Annotated in this window: 19 protein-coding genes; 15 read left to right on the plus strand and 4 right to left on the minus strand. The window is 41.8% G+C overall.

The genetic code is table 11. From position 1 onward, the window contains the following. Entirely contained in the window at window positions 1-1746 is a 1746-nt protein-coding gene (locus FET73_RS00175; RefSeq protein ID WP_154221911.1) for a GGDEF domain-containing protein, read from the minus strand. Between the two features lie 201 nt (window positions 1747-1947). On the opposite strand from FET73_RS00175, the gene FET73_RS00180 reads away from it, so the two are divergent. The 11 genes from FET73_RS00180 to FET73_RS00230 all read left to right on the plus strand — a co-directional run bounded on the left by FET73_RS00180 (window position 1948) and on the right by FET73_RS00230 (window position 17920). Further along, entirely contained in the window at window positions 1948-4779 is a 2832-nt protein-coding gene (locus FET73_RS00180; RefSeq protein ID WP_154221912.1) for a 2-oxoglutarate dehydrogenase E1 component, read from the plus strand. 7 nt (window positions 4780-4786) lie between these two features. Beyond that, entirely contained in the window at window positions 4787-5971 is a 1185-nt protein-coding gene (sucB, locus tag FET73_RS00185; RefSeq protein WP_154221913.1) for a dihydrolipoyllysine-residue succinyltransferase, read from the plus strand. Between the two features lie 10 nt (window positions 5972-5981). Beyond that, window positions 5982-7403 carry a dihydrolipoyl dehydrogenase gene (gene lpdA / locus FET73_RS00190; RefSeq protein ID WP_154221914.1) on the plus strand — a complete coding sequence of 474 codons (1422 nt, stop codon included), beginning with the start codon at window positions 5982-5984 and terminating at the stop codon, window positions 7401-7403. A 119-nt stretch (window positions 7404-7522) separates the two neighbouring features. Next, on the plus strand, window positions 7523-7921 hold the full coding sequence (locus tag FET73_RS00195) for a hypothetical protein (RefSeq protein WP_154221915.1): 399 nt from the start codon (window positions 7523-7525) through the stop codon (window positions 7919-7921). 101 nt (window positions 7922-8022) lie between these two features. Then, window positions 8023-8469, plus strand: a complete 447-nt coding sequence (locus FET73_RS00200; RefSeq protein ID WP_154221916.1) for a hypothetical protein — start codon at window positions 8023-8025, stop codon at window positions 8467-8469. Further along, entirely contained in the window at window positions 8457-9347 is an 891-nt protein-coding gene (locus FET73_RS15465) for a TolC family protein (RefSeq protein ID WP_154221917.1), read from the plus strand. Before FET73_RS00200 ends, FET73_RS15465 begins: the two co-directional genes overlap by 13 nt. After that, entirely contained in the window at window positions 9344-10270 is a 927-nt protein-coding gene (locus FET73_RS00210) for an efflux RND transporter periplasmic adaptor subunit (protein WP_154221918.1), read from the plus strand. The genes FET73_RS15465 and FET73_RS00210 overlap by 4 nt, the downstream gene beginning before the upstream one ends. Window positions 10271-10282: 12 nt before the next feature. Further along, the gene (locus FET73_RS00215) at window positions 10283-13396 is read left to right on the plus strand and encodes an efflux RND transporter permease subunit (RefSeq protein WP_154221919.1); all 3114 of its coding nucleotides are present in this window, start codon (window positions 10283-10285) and stop codon (window positions 13394-13396) included. A 429-nt stretch (window positions 13397-13825) separates the two neighbouring features. Then, window positions 13826-15772, plus strand: coding sequence for a choice-of-anchor X domain-containing protein (locus FET73_RS00220; protein ID WP_154221920.1), 1947 nt, complete (start codon window positions 13826-13828; stop codon window positions 15770-15772). 206 nt (window positions 15773-15978) lie between these two features. Then, window positions 15979-16599, plus strand: coding sequence for a right-handed parallel beta-helix repeat-containing protein (locus FET73_RS00225; RefSeq protein ID WP_154221921.1), 621 nt, complete (start codon window positions 15979-15981; stop codon window positions 16597-16599). A gap of 91 nt (window positions 16600-16690) precedes the next feature. Then, window positions 16691-17920, plus strand: a complete 1230-nt coding sequence (locus tag FET73_RS00230; RefSeq protein ID WP_154221922.1) for a hypothetical protein — start codon at window positions 16691-16693, stop codon at window positions 17918-17920. A 31-nt stretch (window positions 17921-17951) separates the two neighbouring features. On the opposite strand, the gene FET73_RS00235 is transcribed toward FET73_RS00230, so the two are convergent. Continuing rightward, window positions 17952-20783 (minus strand): serine/threonine-protein kinase, encoded by a 2832-nt coding sequence (locus FET73_RS00235; RefSeq protein ID WP_179952024.1) that lies wholly within the window; start codon window positions 20781-20783, stop codon window positions 17952-17954. Beyond that, complete coding sequence (locus FET73_RS00240; RefSeq protein ID WP_154221924.1) at window positions 20773-21339, minus strand: ECF-type sigma factor; 567 nt, start codon at window positions 21337-21339, stop codon at window positions 20773-20775. The genes FET73_RS00235 and FET73_RS00240 overlap by 11 nt, the downstream gene beginning before the upstream one ends. A gap of 211 nt (window positions 21340-21550) precedes the next feature. On the opposite strand from FET73_RS00240, the gene FET73_RS00245 reads away from it, so the two are divergent. Both FET73_RS00245 and FET73_RS00250 read left to right on the plus strand, forming a co-directional pair. Next, window positions 21551-21976, plus strand: coding sequence for a hypothetical protein (locus tag FET73_RS00245; protein WP_154221925.1), 426 nt, complete (start codon window positions 21551-21553; stop codon window positions 21974-21976). 176 nt (window positions 21977-22152) lie between these two features. Further along, window positions 22153-23751, plus strand: coding sequence for an ABC-F family ATPase (locus FET73_RS00250; RefSeq protein WP_154221926.1), 1599 nt, complete (start codon window positions 22153-22155; stop codon window positions 23749-23751). A 63-nt stretch (window positions 23752-23814) separates the two neighbouring features. Here the strand turns inward: FET73_RS00250 and FET73_RS00255 are convergent, their stop codons facing one another. Continuing rightward, entirely contained in the window at window positions 23815-24138 is a 324-nt protein-coding gene (locus tag FET73_RS00255; RefSeq protein WP_179952025.1) for a DUF6122 family protein, read from the minus strand. 18 nt (window positions 24139-24156) lie between these two features. Here FET73_RS00255 and FET73_RS00260 point away from each other — a divergent pair, with 18 nt between their 5' ends. Both FET73_RS00260 and truD read left to right on the plus strand, forming a co-directional pair. Further along, a complete protein-coding gene (locus FET73_RS00260; RefSeq protein WP_154221927.1) occupies window positions 24157-25281 on the plus strand; it encodes a M28 family metallopeptidase in 1125 nt (374 codons plus the stop codon). Continuing rightward, entirely contained in the window at window positions 25278-26345 is a 1068-nt protein-coding gene (gene truD / locus FET73_RS00265) for a tRNA pseudouridine(13) synthase TruD (protein WP_154221928.1), read from the plus strand. The genes FET73_RS00260 and truD overlap by 4 nt, the downstream gene beginning before the upstream one ends. The last annotated feature ends 40 nt before the right edge of the window (window positions 26346-26385 follow it).

Raw genomic sequence — 26385 nt, forward strand, 5'->3', positions numbered from 1 at the left:
TCAATAATAAACAACCTGATTTTTACCCATCAATTTAGCCTGAAACAATGCCCGCTCTGCTTGGCCAATTAATTTCTCATAGGAATTCATCCCAGGTGCAGCTGATGTGAAGCCAAAACTGGCAGTCAATTTCATTTCATCATCTTGATAAATAAACTGTTGATTCATGATGTGCTCACGCATTAAATTTAGAAAAGATTTCATTTCATCTTGAGTGGCATTATATAAAACAAAGCAAAACTCCTCTCCTCCCGTACGCCCCATGAAAGCATTCTCTGGCAACATCGACTCACAACGCTTGACCAAGTCAATCAAAAAATAATCACCTGCGTGGTGCCCAATTTCATCATTCAAAACCCTAAAATCATCCAAATTCATTAGCCCGAATTGCACCTCCGTATGAACAACATCATTACGCTTAAAAACCTCGGCCAACTTTTTCTCAAACCCTTTTCTGTTTGATGTTTTGGTTAAATAATCTAAATGGGTTTCCAATTTGGCCCGATTTAACTTTGACCAAACCCGCCATAAAATTAAAAACAACAGTATTAATGAGACCAAAAGTGAAATGATAAACATCAGTTGAAGGCGGTTTTGTTCATCCTTTAACTGTTCATTGTGCAGTAATACCGCATTTTGTTCGTTCAACAACCGAATGGTGTTTTCCTTTGCTCCCACAGCTTGAGCAACCATGGCATAGGCCATATTTTTTGATTTCAATTCAAACTGCTGGTTTTGTTCAATCTGACTTTTTTTATTAAGCAACTCAAATGCAGCCTGATAGTTTCCTTCCTGGTCTAGCACATTGATTAATACATCCATCGCCGTTACTTTAAAAATCACATTTCCTAAGCTGGTATATGACAATGCCAGTTTTGCATATTTTTTGGATCCAACATGGTCATCTAACAGATAAAAACCTTGGGCTAAAGTGGCATAATAAGCACTGCTTAAATATGGGTAATTCAGCTCCAACACTTTGGACTCATTTGACAAATGATTGTCCAGTTTGGCTTTAACATCAATGGCCTGATATTCGTTATTAATGAATTTAAAATAATGCCAAATGGTTTGTGAAAACTGAAGGTATAAATGCTCGTTGGCTTGTTCACAATGCATTGTAACTTCTTGCAACCTGTCTTCAGAACTGTATTGATAATTTTTTTCTGACAACGCAATGTTCAAGCGATTAAACATGATACGACAAAGGTACTCTGGCGCGTTTTCAGCCAGGTGTTCAAGTGCTAACAATTTATCTTCGGCCGAGTTATATTGAGACAGATTAACCAAAACCATGGCAGCACCAGACAAATAATATTTTAAATATTCATCTGTCATTGTTAGCTCTCTGTGTAATTTTTCACCCCGCTGCAAAGACTCGAACGCCATGACATACTCGCTTGTTACCGAATAGACCAATGCATTTTGTACGTGACCGAATAGTTCAAAAGGAGAATTTGGACATTTTTTTATGACTTGTTTGTTTTGCTTCAGTGCCTGCGCAAACTCGCCCTTATAATATGGAATTTGAGCTGATAAAAAATCAAACAAACAGCTTTGCTCATCAGACATAGCTTCTTTATCTAACTTTAAACGCTCAATACCCGCAATAAATGAAGGTATATCAGAGGTTTTTATTTCATATAAGTGATTGAGTTGATTATCAACCACATTTGATGAGGCCGTACTGAAAGGGCCCATGATAATTACCAAAATAATGAGCTGTTTTAAAACGCAAGTCTTCATATTATTTTACTGTGTATAATATTTAATTCCATTTAATTTTGTATGTGTGCAAAATGTCTTTAAGTATCTTACCACTTACAAGCGTTTTTCACTGTATCCAAAGGTGACTTTTTTATTTTTTTTACATTTTTTACCATGTAGGCTTTGACCCTGCTTTGGTTTGGGTATAATACGCGTTTCATATTAAAACTGAGAGCTCCTTTGAGTAGCTGGATTAAAGAAAAACACCAATCGGCCCCATTTTTTGGCGCCAATTCGGCTTGGTTGGAAAGTTACTACGACCAATACTTGGCAGACCCACAATCTGTGTCACCTGAATTGCAAAAATTGTTCATTTCTTTTGAGCAAGGCCAAGGTGACGTCAGACACCTGCCAATCATAGAAAAATTTGAAATGGCAGGCCGTTTACCCGCGGGTGCAGCTGTCATTTCAGGCGATGCTGCGCACCAACATAAACAAGCTGCCGTATTGCGTTTGATCAATTCATACCGAGTCAGAGGTCATCAAAAAGCCAAACTGGATCCATTAAATTATTCTAAAAGACCTGATACTCCGGACTTAGAATTGAGTTTTCATGGTTTAACTGAACAAGACTTGTCAGCCAGTTTTGATACAGGGTCAATGGTTGCACCAGATCAAATGACTTTAAAAGACATCATCAACACGCTTGAAAATGTCTATTGTCAACACGTCGGTGTAGAGTACATGCACATTGTTGACATCAAGAAACGAGAATGGTTACAGCAGCGTTTGGAAAAACACGCTGGTGAATTTCCATTCAGTGATGAAGACAAGAAAAACATGTTGCAAGAGCTGACACACGCCGAAGGCATGGAACGTTATTTGCACACTAAGTATGTTGGACAAAAACGCTTCTCTTTGGAAGGTGGTGATGCACTGATTCCGCAAATGACTTTTTTGATTAAGCATTTGGGTGCCAAACAAACCAAAGAATTGGTCATTGGTATGGCACATCGCGGTCGTTTGAACATGTTGGTCAATGTATTGGGTAAATCACCTGGCGAATTGTTTGATGAATTCGATGGCGTTAAAGCCGATGAATTAGACAATGTGAACTCTGGTGATGTGAAATACCACAAAGGCTACTCTTCAGATGTACCTACTTCAGGTGGCGATGTCCACTTGGCTTTGGCGTTCAATCCATCACATTTAGAAATCATCAACCCTGTGGTTTTGGGTTCTGCACGAGCGCGTCAAGTTCGCCGTAATGACAGCAATAAAAATGCCGTGGTGCCTCTGTTGATTCATGGCGATGCCGCCTTTGAAGGACAAGGTGTCATCATGGAATGTTTTAACATGGCGATGGTTGAAGGTTATGATGTTGGCGGTACGATTCACATCGTTATCAATAACCAAATTGGTTTTACAACAACTCATGCCTTGGATAAAAAAGCCGACCTGTACTGTACTGAAGTGGCCAAAATGGTTCAAGCACCGATATTCCATGTCAATGGCGATGATCCAGAAGCCGTTGTCTTTGCGACTAACTTAGCAGCAGATTATAGACAGGCCTTTGGACAAGACGTAGTTGTTGACCTCGTGTGTTACCGTAAACATGGACACAACGAAGCCGACGAACCATCTGCCACTCAGCCCCACATGTATAAATTGGTCAAAGCGCACAAATCACCACGTGAATTGTATGCTGACCAATTAGCACAGGCAGGCGTTGTCACAGCCGATTATGCGCGCAACTTAGTTGACGCTTACCGCGACAAAATGGATAACAAGGAAGGCATTGTTGAATTTGGCCCGACTCATAATAACGACAAATATGCCGTCGACTGGGCAGACCACATAGATGGCGATTTATCAGAGCAAGTTGACACCAACATCACTCCAGAAAACTTCAAAAGATATGCCGAAGTCATCACAAGCTTGCCTGCGGAATTAAAACCCCATCCAAGGGTCAATAAAATCAACCAAGATCGCATCAAAATGATGAATGGTGAACAGCCATTGGACTGGGGCTTTGCTGAAACCATGGCCTATGCTGGCATTCTTGATGAAGGACACCAAATTCGCATTGATGGACAAGATTCTCAACGCGGCACCTTTTTCCACAGGCATGCTGTTGTACATAATGTAGATGTCAATGACAACTACACACCATTAGAAGCTTTGCAAAAAGACGGCAATAAAATCGACATCATTAACTCAGTTCTTTCAGAAGAAGCTGTTCTGGGTTTTGAATATGGTTACGCCACATCTGAACCCAATGCGTTGGTCATTTGGGAAGCACAGTTTGGTGACTTTGCCAACGGTGCTCAGGTCGTGATTGATCAATTCATTTCTTCAGGTGAAGCCAAATGGGGTCGCTTGAGTGGCTTGGTGATGTTTTTACCTCACGGCTTTGAAGGCCAAGGACCTGAACATTCATCAGCACGGTTAGAACGCTATTTACAATTATGTGCCGTCAACAACATGCAAGTGTGCATGCCATCGACACCTGCACAAACGTTCCACATGATTCGCAGACAAATGTTGCGTAAAGCACGCAAGCCATTGATTGTCATGACACCTAAGAGCTTGTTACGTCACAAAATGGCCACGTCTAAAATGGAACAATTAACGCAAGGCGGCTTTCAAAAAGTCATACCAGATCGTCGCTGTGATGCCAAAGACGTTGAACGTGTGATCTTTTGTTCGGGCAAAGTATATTACGACTTAATTGAACAACTAGACAAAGAAGGCGTCAAAAATGTGGCTGTCAGCCGTGTTGAACAACTGTACCCCTTCCCAAGAACAGACTTGAAAAACGTATTAGATAACTACAGTAACATTAAAGATGTGATTTGGTGCCAAGAAGAGCCTATTAACCAAGGTGCTTGGTTCCAAATCAGACACCACTTACAACATTGTATTGACAACCGATTCCCACTGCATTTTGCAGGCAGAAAAGGCTCGCCCTCACCTGCTGTGGGCGCATTAAAAGTACACATGAAAGAACAACAACAATTGATTTTAGATGCCATCCATGGGGAACATGGTTCGGCAATAGACGCGGAGTAATTATAGTATGAGCATTGAAGTTAAAGTCCCGGTTTTACCTGAATCGGTAAGCGATGCAATCGTAGCCACATGGCACAAACAACCTGGTGATTTCGTCCGCCGTGACGAAAACTTGGTGGACTTAGAAACCGACAAAGTGGTTTTGGAAGTGCCTGCTCCAGCCGATGGCGTATTAAAGTCTATCTCTGCCGAATCTGGTGATGTGGTAGAAGGCAGTCAAGTATTGGCAATAGTTGAAGCAGGCGAAGTGCCTGCTGAAAGCAAAGCTGAATCCGTAGCTCCTGCTGCAACAAGCACACCTGCGGCAAACAGCAAACCTGCTGAAAGCGCTGCTGCGCCAGCCGCCGCTACTCCACAAGGAATCACCACAGGATCTGCGGGGCCTGCTGCACGTAAAATGATGCATGAAAATAACATCGATGCATCGCAAGTTTCAGGTTCGGGTCGTGGAGGTCGCATCACCAAACCAGACGTTCAATCTGTGGCCAACATGCCAATGGAAGAGCGTGTACCTATGAGCCGTTTGCGTCAAAAAATTGCTGACCGCATGATTGAAGCCCAATCAACTGCTGCCATGTTAACTTCATTCAATGAAGTGGACTTGAAAGCCGTGATGGACATCCGCAAAAAATACAAAGAAGAATTCATCAATAAGCACGGCATTAAGCTGGGCTTGATGTCGTTCTTTGTTAAAGCAGCCACTGAAGCTTTGAAAAAATTCCCTATTATCAATGCCTCAGTTGAAGGCACTGATGTGGTTTACCATAAACAACAAAACATCGGTATCGCTGTGGCAACAGATCGTGGTTTGGTTGTTCCAGTATTGAAAAACACCGACGCCATGGGCTTGGCTGACATTGATGCAGGCATCCGTGATTATGCAGTCGCTGGTAATGCAGGTAAATTAGCGATGGAAGACTTACAAGGTGGCACATTTACCATCACCAATGGTGGATCTTTTGGCTCTTTGATGTCTACACCTATTTTGAACATGCCACAAAGCGCTATTTTGGGCATGCACACCATCAAAGAACGTCCAGTCGTCGTTAATGGTGACATAGTAGTTCGTCCTATGATGTATTTGGCCTTGACCTATGATCACAGAATCATTGACGGTAAAGATGCTGTACAATTTTTAGTTCAAGTGAAAGAGTCTTTGGAAGACCCTGCACGCTTGTTATTAAACATATAAGGAGCTTATCATGACAACACAATATGACGTGGTAGTAATCGGTGGTGGACCAGCTGGCTATGTGGCAGCTATTCGCGCTGCTCAAATGGGCTTCAATACATTATGTGTTGATCGCTTTAAAGGCAAAGACGGTAAATATGCCTTGGGTGGTACCTGTTTGAATGTGGGCTGTATTCCATCAAAAGCCTTATTGGATTCATCAAAGCACTTTGATCACATGACACACAGTTACGATGTGCATGGCATCAGCTTTGAAAACCCAAAAATGGACGTGGCAACCATGATTGCCCGCAAAGACAAAATTGTTAAACAATTAACGGGTGGCATTGCTCAATTATTCAAAGCCAATAAAGTTAAATACATAGCGGGCTCTGGTAAGCTGTTGAAAGACCGTCAAGTTGAAATCACCAACGACGATGGAACGCAAGTCGTTCAAGCCAACCATGTGATTTTAGCCTCAGGCTCTGTGCCCATCTCAATTCCAAACGTAGAAATCGACAACGAACACATCGTTGACAATTCAGGCGCACTAGACATCAATGCCGTACCCGAAAGATTAGGTGTGATTGGTGGCGGTGTGATTGGACTTGAATTAGGCAGTGTTTGGAACCGCCTGGGTTCTGAAGTTAAAGTCTTCGAAGCCATGGACACATTCTTAGCTGCTTGTGACCAAGGCATGGCCAAAATGGCAGCCAGAACATTCAAGAAACAAGGATTGGACATTCACTTGTCTACCTTTGTTAAATCAGCCACCATCAAAGACGGTAAAGTTAAAGTGGTCTCTGAAAAGAACGGCGAACAAGTCACTGAAACATTTGATAAGTTATTGGTCGCTGTCGGCCGTAAAGCTGAAACGGAAGGCTTATTGGCGGACGATTGTGGTGTGACATTAACCGACCGTGGTCAAATTGACGTCAATGACGACTGTCAAACTTCTGTACCAAACGTTTGGGCCATTGGTGATGCCGTACGCGGCCCCATGCTGGCACACAAGGGTTCTGAAGAAGGTTCTGCTGTTGCTGAACGCATCGCAGGACAACATGGGCATGTAGACTTCAACACCGTTCCTTTTGTTATTTACACTGAGCCTGAGTTGGCATGGGTTGGTAAAACAGAAGAACAATTGAAAGAAGCTGGCGTTGCCTACAAAGTCGGTACATTCCCAATGGCGGCCAATGGCCGTGCCTTGGCCATGAATGAGCCTACAGGTATGGTTAAATTGTTGGCTGACGAAGAAACCGATGAATTATTGGGCGCACACATCTATTCTGCCAATGCAGCAGACTTGTTGTCTGAATGTGTGGTTACCATGGAATTCAAAGGTTGTGCTGAAGACTTGTCTCGCATCATCCACGCGCATCCTACGCTTTCTGAAGCTGTATTTGAAGCAGCGATGAACGTTGACAAACGCGCCATTCATAAAGCAAATTAAAAGTAAAACTTTCAGAGGCACCCAAGGGTGTCTCTGAATTTTTTAAATGTTTTGCTGGTCAGGTGAACTTTAAGCAATGACTGCAGTCTTTTGTTTTATAATATTTTAAATAATTATTCATGGGCAACAAGTTAACAACACAACACTGGATTTTACAGCTTTTGGCTGTTGTGCTGTTGTTCACGCAAACCGTTTTATTGGCCAACGAATCTTCAGAGCTCACCACGCCTGCTCAATCCACTGAAACAGAACAGCATGAGCATGTTGATCAACACCATGACGAACACCAGTTATCATCAACTTTGAGCGAACTGTCATTGGATGAAGACAAATGCAATGACACCCAAACCTCCTGCGATAATTGTCATCACTGTCATGGCAGCCACGTCAGTTTGATGCTCACGTTATCAGACACACTGAAAATTGAACCTTCCGCTCCCTATTTCTTATCCCCAAGCCCTACCATCAATAAAATAAGGGAAGGCATAGACCGCCCCCCTATTCACTTTTACCTGTAAGTCCCCAAAACCAAAATATTTAACTCGGCTTTAGCAGTCAGTTCGTACATCCGCTTATTTTGCATGAATTGATTTGAAGTCAACAAACAGGTAATTAAAAAATGAAACAACAAATAAAGGCGGTCATTCCAGTGACTCGCAATTGTATGCACACACTTATATTGAGCATCATGCTGTTTTCTTTGGTGTGTGTGGCATCAGCAGAAGGCTCCGAAACCACCTACAGTCCCAGTAAAAACGGTCAGTTGCTTTCTTTAAGTGAAACTCTGAAACGTATTTTACAAAACAACCCAGAACTAAAAGGCTTTGAGTTTTTAAAAAAACAATGGCAGGGTCAAAAGGAAACTGCTGAACTTAAACCGGAGCTTAGGCTTAACATTGGCGCAGACAATGTCTTTGGCACAACACCATATACAGGCATATCTCAATCTGAATTTTCTTTGTCATTAAGTTCTGTTATTGAAACCGGAAAAAAAGATATTGGCGCAGCCAGCAGTTTGAACAACAAATTCAAATCAGTGAATTCGGTCAGCAATTGGCCACTTTAGATGTACTGGCCAACGCAACACAAAACCACATCACACTGATTTCAATACAATCTCATATCAAACTGTCAGAAGCCGAACAACAATGGGCAGAAAAAAACCTAGAAATGACGCAGTCTCGTTTCAAAAAAGGGGTGGCATTTAAAGCAGAAGTGTTTCAAGCCAAAGCGACCTTAAAACAAACAGAACTCAAACAACAGCGTTTAAAAAACCAACAAAAACACTGGCAATTGAAATTAGCCAACTTATGGGGAAGTTCTGTTGCTGACTTCGAGACTGTAACAGGCGACTTAATGCACTTCAATCAGCAACTTTCATTGGATGTTTTGTTAATGAACTTAAAAAAATCACCGTATATTCAACGATTTACAGCAGAAACCAGACTCCAAGAAATCACTCGCCAACAAATCCAAGCCTCATCAAAAAGCGATTTTAACTGGGAATTAGGCATCAACCGCATACAAGAAACGCAAGACACCGCGATAATTGCTGGGTTTTCCATGCCACTGTTCAAGCAGCAAAGAAACCATGGCGTATTGTCAGCCAATGCAGCCAAAACAGCTCAAATCAATATGCAACAACAACAGCAAAAGCTGAAGCTTGAAACACAGCTCCGACAAGCTTTTCAAAACATAAACGCCACAATGTCAGAAACCAAAACATTGAAAAATGAAGTGATTCCATGGCTTAAAAAAGCCCACCAAGAAACACTGAAAGCGTACCAATTAGGACGCTACAGTTACCAAGAATTGCTCACAGTTCAAAAACAAGTATTCGACGCAGAGCGCCAATTAATCGATACCGCTGCGGCAACACACAGACACGAAACCATCATAGAACAACTGAGTGGACAATCACTCAACAACAGGAATGCCCCATGAAATCAAACATAATAAAACCCGTGACTTTAACCGTTTTTCTTATCTTCAACATGTGTTTTCAATCGGCATTTGCATCAGAAGGTCACGACGATCATGGTCACCATGGACATGATGAAGAAAAAGCAACCACCATCAACAGTGAAGTAAGCAAAAAGCAAAATTTGCAAACGGCACTGGCTTCGGCTGGAACCATAGAGCAAAAACTCAAAGTGTATGGCAGATTACAAGCAGCGCCTGAACACATGGCCGACGTCTATGCCCGCTTTCCAGGTGTGGTTAAAAAAATGACTGCCAATATTGGTGACGTGGTTAAAAAAGGCCAGACATTAGCAGTTATTGAATCTGACAACAGCTTACAAACGTATAACATAACCGCACCGATAGATGGCATGGTGCAACACCGCTACTTAAACCCTGGTGAAGTCACCGCAGACCGAATTTTATTCAAATTATTGGACAGCCAATCTTTGTGGGCTGAATTGAAAGTCTTTCATCAGCAAAGAAAACAAGTCCGTGCACAACAAAAAGTCAGCTTGCTTGATAACAATGAAAAAATTGTCAGTACAATTCACCACATGATTCCAGGGCCTGAAAATGAGCCTTATCTACTGGCACGGGTCCCCTTTGACAACAGCAACAAGCAACACACGCCGGGAGACTTGATCAGTGCCGACATCACGGTTTTTGAAAGTACAGTTGATGTACGCGTTGAAAATAAAGCCATTCAATACATGGAAGGCCAAGCCATTATTTTTATTCAAAAAGGCGATGAATACACAGCTCAATCAGTGACTCTTGGGGTAAGTGATGATGATTATACAGCCATCACATCAGGGCTGATGGCAGGACAAAGCTATGTCACTGACAACAGCTATTTAATCAAAGCCGACATAGAAAAGTCTGCGGCCGCTCATGTTCATTGATGGGGAGATAACATGATAAATTCAATAATAAAATCCTCAATAGATAGGCGCATTTTGATTGTGACTTTGGCACTGGGATTGGTGGTCTTAGGCGTTTGGAGCTATCAGAAACTGCCCATCGATGCGGTACCTGACATCACCAACGTACAAGTGCAAATCAACACGAAAGCACCCGGTTATTCTCCTTTAGAAACAGAACAGCGCATCACTTACCCCATTGAAACGGCTTTGTATGGCCTGCCACAATTGTCTTACACCAGGTCCCTTTCTCGTTATAGTTTGTCGCAAGTAACAGTGGTATTTGATGAGGGCACGGACATATATTTTGCCAGAAACCTCATCGATGAACGTCTGGGAAACATCCAAAGCAGCTTACCCAAAGGCATCGACCCAATGATGGGACCCATTGCCACAGGGCTGGGCGAAATATACATGTACACAGTCGAGGCCACAAATACAAAAGCGAAAACAGATGATCAATATTTTGATGCCATGGCATTGAGAGAGATTCAAGATTGGATCATCAAACCCCAGTTGGCACAAGTGCCTGGCGTGGTAGAAGTCAATACTTTGGGCGGCGAAGAAAAGCAGTACCATGTGTTACCCAAACCCATATTGATGCTGGAACACCAAGTGAGCTTGGACGACATTGCTGAAGCATTAAAACGCAACAACGACAACCAAGGTGCCGGCTTTTTAGAGCGCAATGGACAGCAACTTTTGGTTCGCTCTGAGGGGCAACTTAAATCCATCGAAGACATCAGTTTGGTGGTGGTAAAAACACATGGTACGGCACCTGTTCGCATCAAAGATGTGGCCGAAGTGGCCATCGGCCGTTCATTGAGGTCAGGAGCTGCCAGCAGTAACGGCCAAGAAACTGTATTGGGAACCGCCATGATGTTGATGGGCGGTAATTCACAACAAGTAGCCAAGGCATTTGCTGCCAAACTGGAAGAAATCAAACCCACTTTGCCTGAGGGCGTGACAATCAACACCGTTTATGACCGCACCGTTTTGGTCAATAAAACCATCAAAACCGTTCAAACGAACTTGATTGAAGGTGCCTTGTTGGTGATTGTCGTTTTGTTTCTGTTACTCGGTAATTTCAGAGCTGCTTTATTAACCGCCGCCGTCATTCCACTTTCCATGCTGGCAACCTTTTACGGCATGGTTCAAACTGGGGTCTCTGCTAACCTGATGAGCTTAGGTGCTTTAGATTTTGGGTTAATTGTAGATGGCGCTGTGATCATTGTTGAAAATTGTATTCGAAGACTTTCAATGGCACAAAATAAAAAACCAAACATTTTGCCATTAAATCAGCGGCTGAAAGTCGTCTATCAAGCCACAACTGAAGTAATTAAACCTGCACTGTTTGGTGTGGCCATCATCACTGTAGTCTATATCCCCATCTTCACACTCACAGGTGTTGAAGGCAAAATGTTCCATCCAATGGCGGCGACAGTGGTCATGGCATTAATTGCTGCCATGATTCTTTCTTTGACAGTTGTACCTGCACTGGTGGCCATTTTGCTCAAAAATCGTGTCAGTGAAAAGGAAAGTGTCATTGTTAAGGGTGGTAAATCTGTATACGAACCTGCTTTAAAATTGGCATTAAAGTTTAAGTATACAGTGCTTGTAATGGCCTCAGTTTTGCTTGTTTTCAGCATATGGTTGGTTACCACCATGGGTTCAGAGTTCGTGCCACAACTGGATGAAGGTGACATCACCATGCATGCCATGCGCATTCCTGGCACCAGCCTGACACAATCAACGAACATGCAAAAACTGTTGGAACAAGAACTGCTGAATGCCCCTCAAGTGGCTAAAGTGTTTTCAAAGATTGGTACAGCTGATATTGCCAATGATCCGATGCCACCGAATGTCACAGATACCTTTGTGCTACTCAAAGACCGTAGTCAATGGCCAAACCCTAAACTGAGTAAAGCTGAGTTGGTCCATCAAATTAAAGCTTTGGTGAACCAAATTCCGGGTAATAACTATGAATTCACTCAGCCCATCCAAATGCGATTCAATGAATTGATATCTGGCGTCAGATCTGACCTTGGTATCAAAGTTTTTGGTGATGACATGGCAGTCTTAAAAACAGTGGCATCAGAAATCTTGAAAGAAATCAACCAGTTGCCAGGGGCAGCCGATGCCCGCATTGAACAAGTTGATGATATTCCTGTATTAAGCATTGAACCCAACCGAACCATGTTAGCTCGGTATGGCTTGAATACCGAGGATTTACAGTCACTGCTGTCTGCCGGTATTGGCGGAAAATCTGTAGGAGTCATTTACGATGGGGACCGTCGATTTACACTGGCTATACGCTTACCTGAAGACATCAGAAATGACACCCGACAGTTAACGTCATTGCCCATTCCATTACCTCAAGGCGGTTACATACCTTTAAGTGAGGTGGCGACAATAGAACAACAAGCAACAGCGGCACAAATCAGTCGGGAAAATGGCAAACGTCGTGTGGTCATTACTGCCAATGTAAGGAACAGAGACTTGGGGTCATTTGTTGAAGAAGCGAAATCCACATTGGTAGCCAATGTTAAGGTTCCCAGTGGCTATTGGCTTGATTACGGTGGTACTTTTGAGCAACTTGAATCAGCATCACAAAGGTTAACTGTTGTGGTTCCCATCACCTTACTGATCATTTTTGGGATTCTGATTTTAGCAGTGAGCTCGGTTAAAGAAGCACTCATCATTTTCTCAGGTGTTCCTTTGGCGTTAACTGGTGGTGTTTTTGCTTTGTGGCTGCGTGATATGCCATTGTCGATTTCAGCTGGTGTGGGTTTTATTGCCTTGTCTGGTGTTGCTGTATTGAATGGCTTGGTAATGGTGGCGTTTATTCGCAAGCAATGGGAAGAAAGTGGCCACCTGATACAAGCCATCATCACTGGCGCACTGACAAGATTCAGACCCGTACTCATGACGGCTTTGGTCGCCAGCCTCGGGTTTATCCCCATGGCACTTAATACGGGTACAGGTGCAGAAGTTCAAAGGCCATTGGCCACTGTTGTTATTGGTGGCATCACATCCTCCACACTTTTAACACTGTTGGTACTGCCAATCTTGTATTTGTTGATGAACCGAAACAATCATTTGAATTAAAACAATACCAGCTTATCAAGGCATTCATTTTTGAGTGCCTTGATAAAACGGGTTTCAGATTTAAGTCAACCGAATCACTCCTTAATAACAAGCCCGAATTGTGATTTTTTTGCTGTCACACCGGTATACATCACGACCTGTTAAATCGCATTACCAACCCACCCTAAATTACTTTGTTTAACTGTACTCAAAAAATGAAGTTCATTGCATCTGGCATTGATTATTTTTTACCCTACATTATAAAAACCATTCATCTTTTGCACTTTTTGTCAACCAGATTCAAACAAACGTTTGAATTTGTTTTTATTTTATGTTATTTTAATCTCGCCTTAACAAAAGGCCAACAGATTCTTGAACCAATGGGGACGCAAGTGACATTAATAGTCACACCATAAACAAGAAAAATAACATCATATAAAGAGGGTTAGTATGAAACTACAAAACACACTGCTGTCAATCAGCGGGTCGGTACTATTATTTGCCACCACAACAGCTTCAGCAGCGCCACAAGTCAAACACTTGGCCGGGCCTGCTGAAGAAATTCAATTGATGCAAAAAGCCGCACCAGAAGCCGCTGCCATCGTATCAAAATCAGCACTGGTTCCAGTCAACCTTTCTGATTCATCAACTTGGAACAAACAGCTTTTGATCGACGGGGACAATCCTAAGGTATTACTTTTTTCTCCCAATGCAGATCAATGGGAAGTCAAAATCAAAGCCAACAACCACAACAAATCTTTAAACTTAAAGGAATTAAACTACACTGTTTCTGAAACCCTATTTGGTATGGCAGAAGAAAAGTTCCCTGCAGTTCAATATGATTTGCAAAACATGACATCAGGACGCTATCAATTCAATATCAAGAACTTGAACAAATCTAAAGGCCAAGGCGAAGGCTACTTATTATTGAGCGGCGACTCACCTTACCAACTGAGCTCGTTCACAGGAAAACATGGCTATTTAGTAGGAGAAGAAGTCACCCTATTCGCCAATGCTTTGACCAGTGACAATTCATTCACAATGGTCAAAAATGATTTACAGTTGATTCAATCAGCAAACATTCGCATCACAGCACCTGATGGAAACACCTCTTCACGCACAATGTTTGATGATGGTTTTTCAATCGACAAAGCCGCTTTTGATGGTCAATTCACGACTTCTTTTGTTGCTCAAGAACCCGGTTTGTACCGTATTCAAGTTGAAGCCCATGGCTTAACACCAAAAGGTAAACCATTTTTCAGAACCATTGAACATGTGGTTCCCGTGATAGATGACCGTTTGAAGCTGACATCTAAAGCAGCCACAGGTGAATACGTTGCAGATCATAAGATTAACCTGACTTTCAGCACCCAACAAATGAACAAAGCAATGTCAAACTCACGCTACCGTGTGATTGCTGAAGTATGGGGACAAGGTTTAAAAGGTGAAGAAAAAGCGATTACATGGCTGTCTTCTATTGTTGACACCAAAGGTGGGGAAATCAACCTGCAATTAGACGACCGTTGGTTGTTATCAGCAGGTCAAAGTCAAAATTACAGCTTGAAAAACATCAGAATCGAAGACATCAATCACTACATCAGTGTATTGGAAATTGATCAACTGAACATGCGACTGCCTGTAGTTTCTGAAAAATCAGCAAGACTATTTGATGGCCAGATTACACAATCAATGCTTTTTGGTAACAAACCGAAATCAGTCGCTAAAAACAAAGCCGCAGGTGGTAAATTGATGCTGGTTCATGGTTATTGCTCAAGCGATGTATGGGGCTCACAGCAAGGTCAATTCAGTAACAGCGTGAAATTCAGTGATTTCAACCAAAATCGCTCACATGATGCTTTTGCTCAACGCATAGATACTTTTGGTGACAACTACCCTTCATTTGGTATCGTGGCACACTCACAAGGTGGCGCAGCTGCTTTGCACTTATACAGCTACTATTGGAGCGGCTTGGATGATGCCGGTTCTGGTCGTTTGATTCAGTCTGTTGGTACACCCTATCAAGGCACACCTTTAGCGGGCAACTTGGCCTCTGTTGGTAACGTTTTTGGTGTCGGTTGTGGCTACAACTCTAACTTGACCACTTCAGGTGCCAGCTCTTGGTTAGCGGGTATTCCTACATGGGCCAGAAATGCAGTAAATTACTACACAACTTCTCCTACCACCAAATGGTGGCGTCCTGACTGGTGTCAAATTGTCACAGACCCATTCTTAAGAGACCCAGATGATGGAACCACTGAAAAACATCGTGGCCAATTATCTGGTGGCGTCAACAGAGGTCACAAAACAGGTCAATGTCACACCGATGGCATGCGTGACATGGCACAAACCAAAGACTCAGGGCGAAACAGCACCATGAGCAGCAACGCGTCGCGTTAATTAAGTTCACGCTAACCATGTGTTAGCGACTCAGTGAGAAAAGCGTCCGCAAGGGCGCTTTTTTTATACCTGAACTTAAAATCAAACGCCTCAAAGCAAGTCTTCCAAACAATACAAAAAACAGAATCTTTAAAAAAACAACTTTGAATGTCATGGTTTCTTTATGGAAAGCGTAGTAGTAAGTGAATTAACAAAGGAGACAATTCATGAAGTACTTAAGCATTTGGTGTTTAATCACCCTGTTTGCTTTTTTCAGCAACACACAAGCCGCCACATTTTACGTAGGTGATTCCACCCAGTGTAATCAAGCCAACCACTATGATAACTTACATTTGGCATTATTAGCTGCAAACAGCAATGGCAGTCAAGCCGATGAAATCAGGTTAACCAACACAGTAAGCTACCAAGGAGATACTAATGGCTCATACTCAATAGCTTTATCAAATGCAGGCCATATAACCATTGCAGGTGGTTATGGGAACTGTGGAGATCCAGTCAATACCACTCCGCCTAACATTGGGAACACAGCAGATGCTGTATTCGAAGTCAAAAATAACGCATTGGTTTCTTTAAAAAACCTTAAAATTTTGGGAAGTGACTCAAGAGGTATTATTGTTAATGAAAATGCCGCTTTATATTTAGAAAGTGTGGATGTTTCTGATAATGTGGCTGGCATTAGGGTATTGGGTGGCGCCTATGTTGAGTTAGACGAGAACACCACAGTTTTTAACAATGGGCATTTGGATGACATTCCAAAAGGCGGTGGTATTTGGTGTTTTGGTAACAACTCTGAAGTCACAATAGCTGGTAAACTAGGAAAAAAATAGTGCCATTTCAGGCGGCAATCTGTACATTGAAGATGGCTGTTACGTCACTCTTGAAGGCGGTGCAAACATCAAAGGCGGCATTTCAAACGGCATGGCTTATAGTGCACACTACGGTGGCGGCATCATGGTGCATGATGGTGGAGAATTATTTGCGGATGGTGATGAAGATCGCGTGCTGATTACTGACCATCGTGCCATCTATGACGGTGGCGGCGTTTATGTTTACGGTACAGGCAGGGCCACACTAATAAATACTTACATAGCCAGGAATATAACTGAAGACCACGGTGCTGGCTTATATGTCACCAATGGTGGCACATCAGGATATCAAGTCGTAATGGACAGGATCGAAACCTGCCCATTTATCATCAGCTGCTCGGAATTTGAAAAAAATTCATTTATCAATGAGCTGGTATACATCAACAACTCAAAAGTAAAAATCAGTCGCACTTTGTTTGACAGGAATGAACAGATCGGTGCAAACAATGAATATGCATTAATCAATGTAAGGCCCGGAGCTGTCTTGCATATGAGCCACAGTAACATGTTATCAAACGACAGTGATTACCTTTTTGTCAATACAGGAACAACTGAAGTTTCTCACCACACAGCGGCAAAAAATTATTCACAACCTTTATCAGGTGGTGCCAGTGATTCACATGTGTGGTGGTCTTCATTTGGCAACTTACGATTTGAAAACTCTATTTTTCAGGACACTCAAGGTGGATACAACGCACCAACAACTTCACCTAACATCTCAGGCAAATGTAACTTGATAGATAATAGCGTTAATTGGCCGGGTGATTCATATACCATAGGTACAGCACAATTTATTAACGTAACAGGTGGTGATACCCGCCAACTTTCCAGTTCAGAAGGCGTCGATATGTGTCAGGAGGACACTTTCGCATGGAGTACAAATCGAGACATTGAATACCAATCATCTCCCGTAAATGAAAACACCAATCCTCAAGGGTTGCCAGGAGAAGTTGGTGGTTTGTATGACGCTGGCTTTGATGAAGTTTATGACAACATAGGAACAGATGAATTCTTGTTGACTGTGCAAAAAGAAGGCTCTGGAACTGGCGTTGTGATCAGCGATCCACTGGGGATTTCTTGTGGTTCTGACTGTACTGAAGTGGTATTTAATGGTACTTTGGTTAAATTAACTGCTACCGGCACTTCAAATAGTGACTTTATCAGCTGGAGGGCCTGCCCGCTTCCAAGTGGTAACGATTGCTTTGTTACGGTCACAGAAAGTCAAACCATCTATGCAGAATTCCAGCCCGATGATTTAATTTTCAGTGATGGATTCGAGTAATTTATTGATGACTAAAAAAGAACTCAATCATTTATAGACTGAGTTCTTTTATTTTTCTCTCTATTTCTGGTAGTGACAATTCATTGTTATTAATAACATCGGCTATTTTTTTTAGCAACTTTTGAGCCCACTCACCCCGTTTCGCTTTTAGTGCATACCCAACAACCTGCAATTGCGCATCTAAATATTTAACATCTGTTTCTTGATACAAGTCTTTCAATTTATCAGTCCATAAAACAAAATATTCAAACGAGGCATCATAGTCTTTCAATTCAAAATAACTTTTGGCTACCAGCAACAATGACTGTGCTAAGTTGTTTTCATCTCCCTCAGTCCATAAATCGATGTGTTTTAAGTTATTATATATGGCTAACTCATGTTTTCCTGCTTTATACAAAACCCGGCCTAAAACGCTGTGAGAATGGTTGACCATCAATTGATGGTCAGAAAAATTTTTATTTATAAAAATTACATTTTTTGAAGCCTCTTTTGCGGCTTCTTCAAAACGGCCCAAGTTTGACAATGTCAGTGCCAAGGCTTGTTGTGTATAAAGCGTCGACCTGTGTGCCTTGCCTAATGTTTGAGATTCAATTTGATACATATCTTCCAAGATTGGCAAAGCTTTTTCAGGTTGGCCAGTGGCATTCAAAATCGTAGCAAAATTAGCCTTGGCATTCATGGTTTCAGGATGGTCCTTACCAAAAATATCCGCTAACATCTCTGTTGCTTTAGCTAGTTTCTCTATTGCCGGCTCAAATTGATTCTGATAATAATATGCCAGACCTGCATTGCTCAATGACTGTGCCAAGCCCTCACTGCGGTCACCAAAACGTTCCCTGAAAATTTGCTCAGCGATGGCCGAGCTTTTCAAAGATTCCACTAACTGCCCATCTAACCATTGAAATGCAGAAAGTGAATTATATGCACCACCCAAGCCCGGGTGGCTTTCGCCAAGAACCTTTTTATAACCTTGAATATTTTCTAAAGTCAGGGCCATGGCTGCTTTAAAATTACCCAGCCGATCATGGAATTCAACCAAATCTGAATTCAAACCCAAACTCAAAACATGAGTCAATGGCAACGGGTGGGATTTTTTAACCGACTCTATAATTTCGATAGACAGTTCGGACTCGCCTTTTAGATAGTGAATTTCTGCCAATAAAGCCTGATTGCGAATGTATTCATGTTCACTTAACTCAAACGCATCAATACGTGCTTGATAATCAAAAGCTGCATCGTATTCACCCGCTTGAGCAGCTACAACAGCCCTCACCCGCATCACCCCACTTTTTGCCGATGGTGTTGAAAAACGCTGTTCATCTGTTTTTGACAACAGGTGTTTTAAAATTTCAATCTCTCCCGATGCCAACAAGTATGCTGTCAACATTGAAATGGCTTCTTCATTTTTGGGTTGTATCAACAATCCTGCATTTAATAATTTGATTGCTTCTGGATAATAACCCAATCGTCCATTGGCTAAAGCCAGAGCCACATACAACTCAAACTTTATTGGGTCATCCATGGCCTCATCCACTTCAATTTTATTTGTTGCAGACAACAACAATTCTTTCGCTGAAATGTCTATGCCTTGTGCCGTATCAGGGTCGGTCACACTGAAAGCATCCAACATAAACTGCTTCACAGCATGGGCCTTATCAGCCTCTAATTGAATAACTTTATTCTGCACCCCCAACAATGAAACACCCACAATCAGCGTAACAAACAACAGCATTGAAGTGACGAACAAAGCCGTTCTTCGAACGACAAAACGGTTCAATCGATACCACCATGTATTTTTACTGGCCGATACAGGCCTTTTCATTTGCCAAAGTTTCAAATCTTGCCTAAAACCAGACATGTCTTGGTAACGAATTTGGCGATCAGAACTGAGCGCCTTGAGTAAAATGTTTTGTAAATCTTTGTCATCCAACCTAGACAGTAAAAGCTCGGACACATGTGATTCATCATCAACACACTTTCTAAATAATCGGTTCTCTGGAAAAGGTTGTTTACCTGTTAATAGAAATACAGCAACCGCAGCCAAAGAAAATACATCCGATGAAGTATCAATGCTTTCATTGTTAATTTGTTCAGGCGATGCAAATGCTGGCGTCAATGCAATAAAACTGCTTTGACTGTGTGAACCTTTTTCAGTGTGAGCCTCTGAATTAATTAATTGAGCGATACCAAAATCCAAAACTTTCAGGTGGCCACTCTGATTTACCACTAAATTTGAAGGCTTGACATCCAAATGAATAATCAAATTTTGATGTGCATAGTTTAGACCATCGGCTGCCTGAATCAATAAATCAACAACCCGACTCCTGTTCATGAACTTTTTCTTCACATATTCATCAATCGGTAAACCTTTGTCTAACAACTCCATCACAATGTAAGATTCACCTTGTTCCGTACTTTCTCCATGGTGAAAATCAATCACATTCGGGTGTGATAATGACGTCAATATGCGCTGTTCTTTCTGAAATTTTTGTTTTAACTCTGAACTGTGCTCGGGCAAATTGAACAGTTTAATGGCCACAGGCTTTTGCGCTATATTACTGTTACGTTGCGCCTTGAACACCACCGACATGCCACCCAAACCAATCAGTTCAATCAGTCTATAACCATCAACTTCATCTCCTTCTTTCCATACTTTCTTCATAACAGGTTGATACTGCTGACCTATTTGCGCATCAAACTGGGTATCGGAATGTTGACTGTTATTAATCAAACTTTTAACTAATCGCAAAACTTCGTAATCAATGTCTTCAAAAGTTTTCAGGTTCTCCATCGCCTCTTCAATCGTATTGAATGACAAAGATTGAAAGATTTCGTTGGCTAGCTTCAGTTTATTAATGTTCAATGTCATTCTCAATCATGGTTAACAAGAGGGATTTGGCTTGATTCCATTGCCGAATCAATTGCCGTTCAGAAAGACCAAAAATTTCAGACAATTCTTTAAATGTAAAATTAAAAATGATTTTCTGTTGTACTAATTCAGCCAAATGAGCATCTATTTCATAAAGCAAATCTATCAAGCGATCAACCTCAAACAAGTCCAAACTGACATCACTTGAACCTAAAATTTGAGAATAGCTTTGTTCAATAACCAGAGCCTTTCTTTTCAGTCTTTGTTTACTGCGGACTTGGTCAATCAAATAGCGGCGCATTGCCCTGGCCAAATAATTCAATAAATGCCGCCGATCTTGATTGTTCAGGTTTTTAACTTGAGATAATTTGAGGTAACACTCATGTGCCAAAACTGTGGCACTTATGGTGTTGTTGTTATGAAAATGAGCTAACTGCTGATGCGCAGCCACTTTGATTTCACCATATAACAACGAATAAATATAATCTAAATCTTTTTTATCAATCGAGCCTTTCTGACCCAAGATTTTTGTGATTTCACCTGCCTGCATTCACTCATTGTAGCGCAGTTCCTTTTAAACTTTAAAGTTAATAGGTTTAAAGTTAACGCCTGGATTTGTCATGTTAATTCTATATTATCAACATTAAATTATGAACCAAACGATCATACAAATAACTCAGCTATCTGTGGTTTTATTTGGGTAATAACTTTTATAATCACAGCCATTAAATAATATTCATTCAAATAAAAGGATAAATCACATGAAAGTCATAATGATTATTTTGACCTTGATTGCCTCTCAAATCACCCACGGCAAAGGAGAATCAAACCAACAAAACCACGATTTACATGAACACAACAGCCATCATAAAAGTCATGAACCGCCCAAACCATCTCTTAATCAGGGAAAAAAGTGGCAAATGGATGAACACACCAGAAAGATGTTTCAAGTCATGGTTCAACGTACACAAACAGACATGACACCCAAAATGCTTGGGGAACAGCTCAACCAAGACCTGCAAAAATTAATCAAAGGTTGTACCATGACTGGTCAAGCCCATGACCAACTCCATCTGTTCCTAACACCCTTCATACCAGCAGTACAAGCTTTGGCTCATGATGGATCAGCGCATAAATTACATCAAGTTAAAAGTGCTTTGAAAGACTACAAAAACTATTTTGAATAAACAAATCAGCAAACGCTGAAATCGAGTATTCATTGAATGCCTTTTAAAATAGAGGAACTGATGGAAACGACCCTCTATTTTTTAGGCTTGCAGCTCTATTTATCCTGTTGTTTCAGCACACAACAGCCACAAATCGTCTATAATCGCGCCTTTTTACATATCCACTGGTCAGAAGAATGATTACAACTGCAAACATTGCCATGCAATTTGGCTCAAAGCCCCTTTTTGAACACATCTCAATGAAATTTGGTAACGGTAATCGTTATGGCCTGATTGGTGCCAATGGTTGTGGTAAATCGACCTTCATGAAAATATTAACAGGTGCGCAAGTGCCCTCTTCTGGAAATGTCAGTTATGATCCTGACGACCGCATAGGTGTTTTGGGTCAAGATCAGTATGCTTTTGAAGAGTATTCTGTTATTGATACTGTCATCATGGGTGACAAAGCTTTGTGGGAAATCAAAGCAGAACGCGATCGCATTTATGGCTTGGCCGAAATGTCTGAAGAAGAAGGCATGAAAGTGGCTGAACTGGAAGGCACATTTGCTGAAATGGACGGTTATTCAGCTGAAGCGCGAGCGGGTGAGTTGTTATTGGGCTTGGAAATCCCTGAAGAACAACACTTCGGACTGATGTCAGAAGTGGCACCTGGCTGGAAATTACGTGTTTTATTGGCACAAGCCTTGTTTGCCGACCCTGATGTGCTTTTGCTTGATGAGCCGACCAATAACTTGGACATCAACACCATTCGCTGGCTAGAAGACACTTTGAATGCCAGAAAATCAACCATGATCATCATTTCGCATGACCGTCACTTTTTGAATTCTGTCTGCACACATATGGCCGATTTGGATTATGCACAATTGCGTTTATTCCCTGGTAACTACGATGAGTACATGACTGCAGCGACTCAAGCACGTGAAAAACAGTACGCAGAAAATGCCAAGAAGAAAGCACAGATTGCTGAGTTACAAAGTTTTGTCAGCAGGTTCTCGGCCAATGCATCTAAAGCCAAACAAGCCACATCGCGCCAAAAGCAATTGGACAAAATCAAACTGGAAAACATCAAACCTTCTTCTCGCGTGAACCCTTATATCATTTTCGAGCAAGGTAAAAAATTATTCAGAAATGCTTTGGAAGTCAAAGATTTGAACAAATCTTACGATGACCAAAAGGTACTTAAAGGCGTTGACCTGATGGTTGAAGTGGGTGAACGCATTGCGGTCATTGGTTCAAACGGGATTGGTAAAACAACCTTCTTGAACTGTATCACCGAAACCATCGACATTGACTCTGGCAAATTAAAATGGTCTGAAAATGTCAACATCAGCTACTTCAAGCAAGACAACATGGGCGAATTTAACGACAATATGACGGTTTTCGATTGGATGGACCAATTCAAGCAAAAAGACGACGACGAACAAGATGTGCGCAGCGTTTTGGGTCGCATGTTGTTTTCTAAGGAAGATTCTAAAAAGAAAATTAAAGTGCTATCAGGTGGAGAAAAAGGCCGCATGATGTTTGGTAAAATCATGTTAGAAAAGCCCAACGTTTTGATCATGGATGAACCGACCAATCACTTGGACATGGAATCAATTGAGTCATTGAACTTGGCCTTGGAAAACTACGAAGGCACTTTGATTTTTGTTTCGCATGACAGACAATTTGTATCTTCGATTGCGACTCGCATCATGGAAATCAAAGAAGACGAAGTGGTTGATTACCGTGGCACTTACCAAGAATACTTGGAAAAGCAAGGCATCAATAGCAAATAACCATTAAATCAAACCATTGACGTGATACCAAACACCTGGTGTCACGTCATCCTTGGTTTCACATCACCCAAAAGGCAAGCTTGCTATTAATGAAGCCATGTCACAATCTAAACTGTCCAACAGCATGTGAATCACCAAACCCGCACCGATAATGCGTGTCGGTTTCCAAAACACCATCAAAACATACAGCACAAAGAACCACCATTGATGTAAAGGATGAAAGCCCATACTACATCGCATGGGATCATAAACAGGTGTAGCCAATAAGTGATCTAAATCCACCAACATGGTTAACCACATCACCAGTACTGCTTGACATAAGGTTTTTCTAAAAACCCAAAATGCCACCAATAAAGGGACTAAAAAATGCAGTAGAATGTGTGTCATTTATCAAAGCAGTAGAAAATGCTACGTATTATAATCTTTAAATTGGTACTGATTAGTTCATTCATTGCAAATGCTAACGAAACCACTTGGGTCATCCGAGGCAATCAATCCCACCTCAAAGACCATGGCATAGAAACTTCAGCATCAAACCATGGCTTCAGCAGCATAAACAACTCCAATAAAATCAAAGCAATGGCGCACAACAGCCATAACCATTGGCAGCTTTTAGCACAAAAGGACTTCAAGCCCATTCAACAATCAAAAGCACAAAAAGGTAATGCTGATTCAAATATCATTGCCCTACTCGATGAATTAGATACAGACCGCTGGCTTAATGACGTCACCACATTAACCGGCTGGAATCGCACCACTGGCAGCAATGACAATGACAGCGCCAAAGATTGGATTGTGAATAAAATGGCTGCATTAAACCTGTCTGTATCAACCCCACAGTTTAATGTAGGTAACAGCACCACACACAACATCATGGGTGAACAAATTGGTAGCACCCGACCTGATGATTGGTATGTGATTGGCGCACACATGGATTCAATTCCAAGCAATGGCAATGCACCGGGCGCCGTGGACAATGCCAGTGGTTGCGCAGCGGTACTTGAGATGGCTCGAGTGGCCAGCTTTTATGAATTTGAAGGCAGTTTATTGTTTATTTGTTACTCCGGTGAAGAGCAGGGTTTAAATGGTAGTTATCATCATGTTGACAGCATGAATCAATCTGAACGTGACCAAATCAAAGCCGCACTGACCATGGACATGATTGGTTACACAGACAACAGCGACCATGACTTATTACTAGAAACCTCAAGCGCTCAACAGGCCATCATGCAGCATTTAGAACAGATGGCGGCTACCTATGTACCCGAACTGACCGTTTATAGCAGCCTCAACCCTTTCGGCTCAGACCACATGCCATACATCAATAACAACATGCCGGGTATTTTATCGATTGATGATGACTGGGACCAATACGACGACTACCACCGAAGCACTGATTTACCAGAAAACCTCAACAACAAACAAGCTTTGTATATCATTAAAACCAATATGGCAGCGCTCGTCAGTTTGGCCACCTTGGTTGATACCGATTTAATTTTCAAAACCAGCTTTGAAACAGACACCATATGAACAAAGAACAATCTCATGCGTTTGACCACATGTTTCCAAGTCACAATCAGCTGGCCGCCTCTGGAAAAATAAAATGTACCCCCGCTGATTTCAGAGTGACAGAAATAAATGACCACATAACGTTCACTGGTGAAGGTGAGCACCTTTGGTTGTGGATAGAAAAAACCGACACCAACACCGATTGGGTTGCCAAACAATTGGCACAGATCTGCCAAGCATCAGAACGCAATATAGGCTATGCGGGTTTAAAAGACCGACATGCGGTAACCCAACAATGGTTCAGTGTGCAGCTGCCAAAAATTGATCAAGCCACCGACATCCAAAATGCGCTGCCTGACGAAATGACGATTTTGCGCAGTGAACGCCACAACCGAAAAATCAAAACAGGCTACTTACAAGGGAATCGATTTGAATTGACGGTTAGAGATATTGAAGGCGACCGAGGATGCATTGAAGCCAACATCCAAAATGTCATTGACTTTGGCGTTCCAAATTACTTCGGTGCTCAACGATTTGGTAAAGACATGGGTAATTTACCTAAAGCGATAGATTTCTTTAACGGCCGCTTCAAAACAAGAAATAAAAACTTAAAAAGCCTTTTAATATCAAGTGCTCGCAGCCACATTTTCAACAATATTCTCGCCGCAAGAATAGCCAACAACACTTGGCACAGACCGATAAAAGGCGATGTGATGCAACTCAATAACAGCCACTCATGGTTCAAATCCAGTGAAGCCACAAGCGAAGAAATCAGGCAACGTCTTAAAGAAAAAGACATCCACATTTCTGCCGCTTTGTGGGGTGAGGATGCAGTTCAAAGTGAAGCTGAATGCGCCATTTTTGAACAGTCTATCGCTGACCAAACACCACAATATGCCAAAGGCTTTGAACAGTTCCGTGTCAAGCAGGATCGCCGTGCTGTCAGAATGTGCCCTCAAAACTTAAAATTTGAATGGCTTAATGGTGATTTAAAACTCACATTTGAACTGCCGCCAGGGGCTTATGCCACAGTGGTTTTGCGCGAAATCTTAAACTGTTCTGAGGACAGAAAAACCAAGGCTTAAGCAAATCATTTATCATCACTGAAAATGAGGCCAATTGGTG

Origin of the sequence: Marinicella rhabdoformis (assembly GCF_009671245.1) — a bacterium.
Taxonomy (GTDB): Bacteria; Pseudomonadota; Gammaproteobacteria; order Xanthomonadales; family Marinicellaceae; genus Marinicella; species Marinicella rhabdoformis.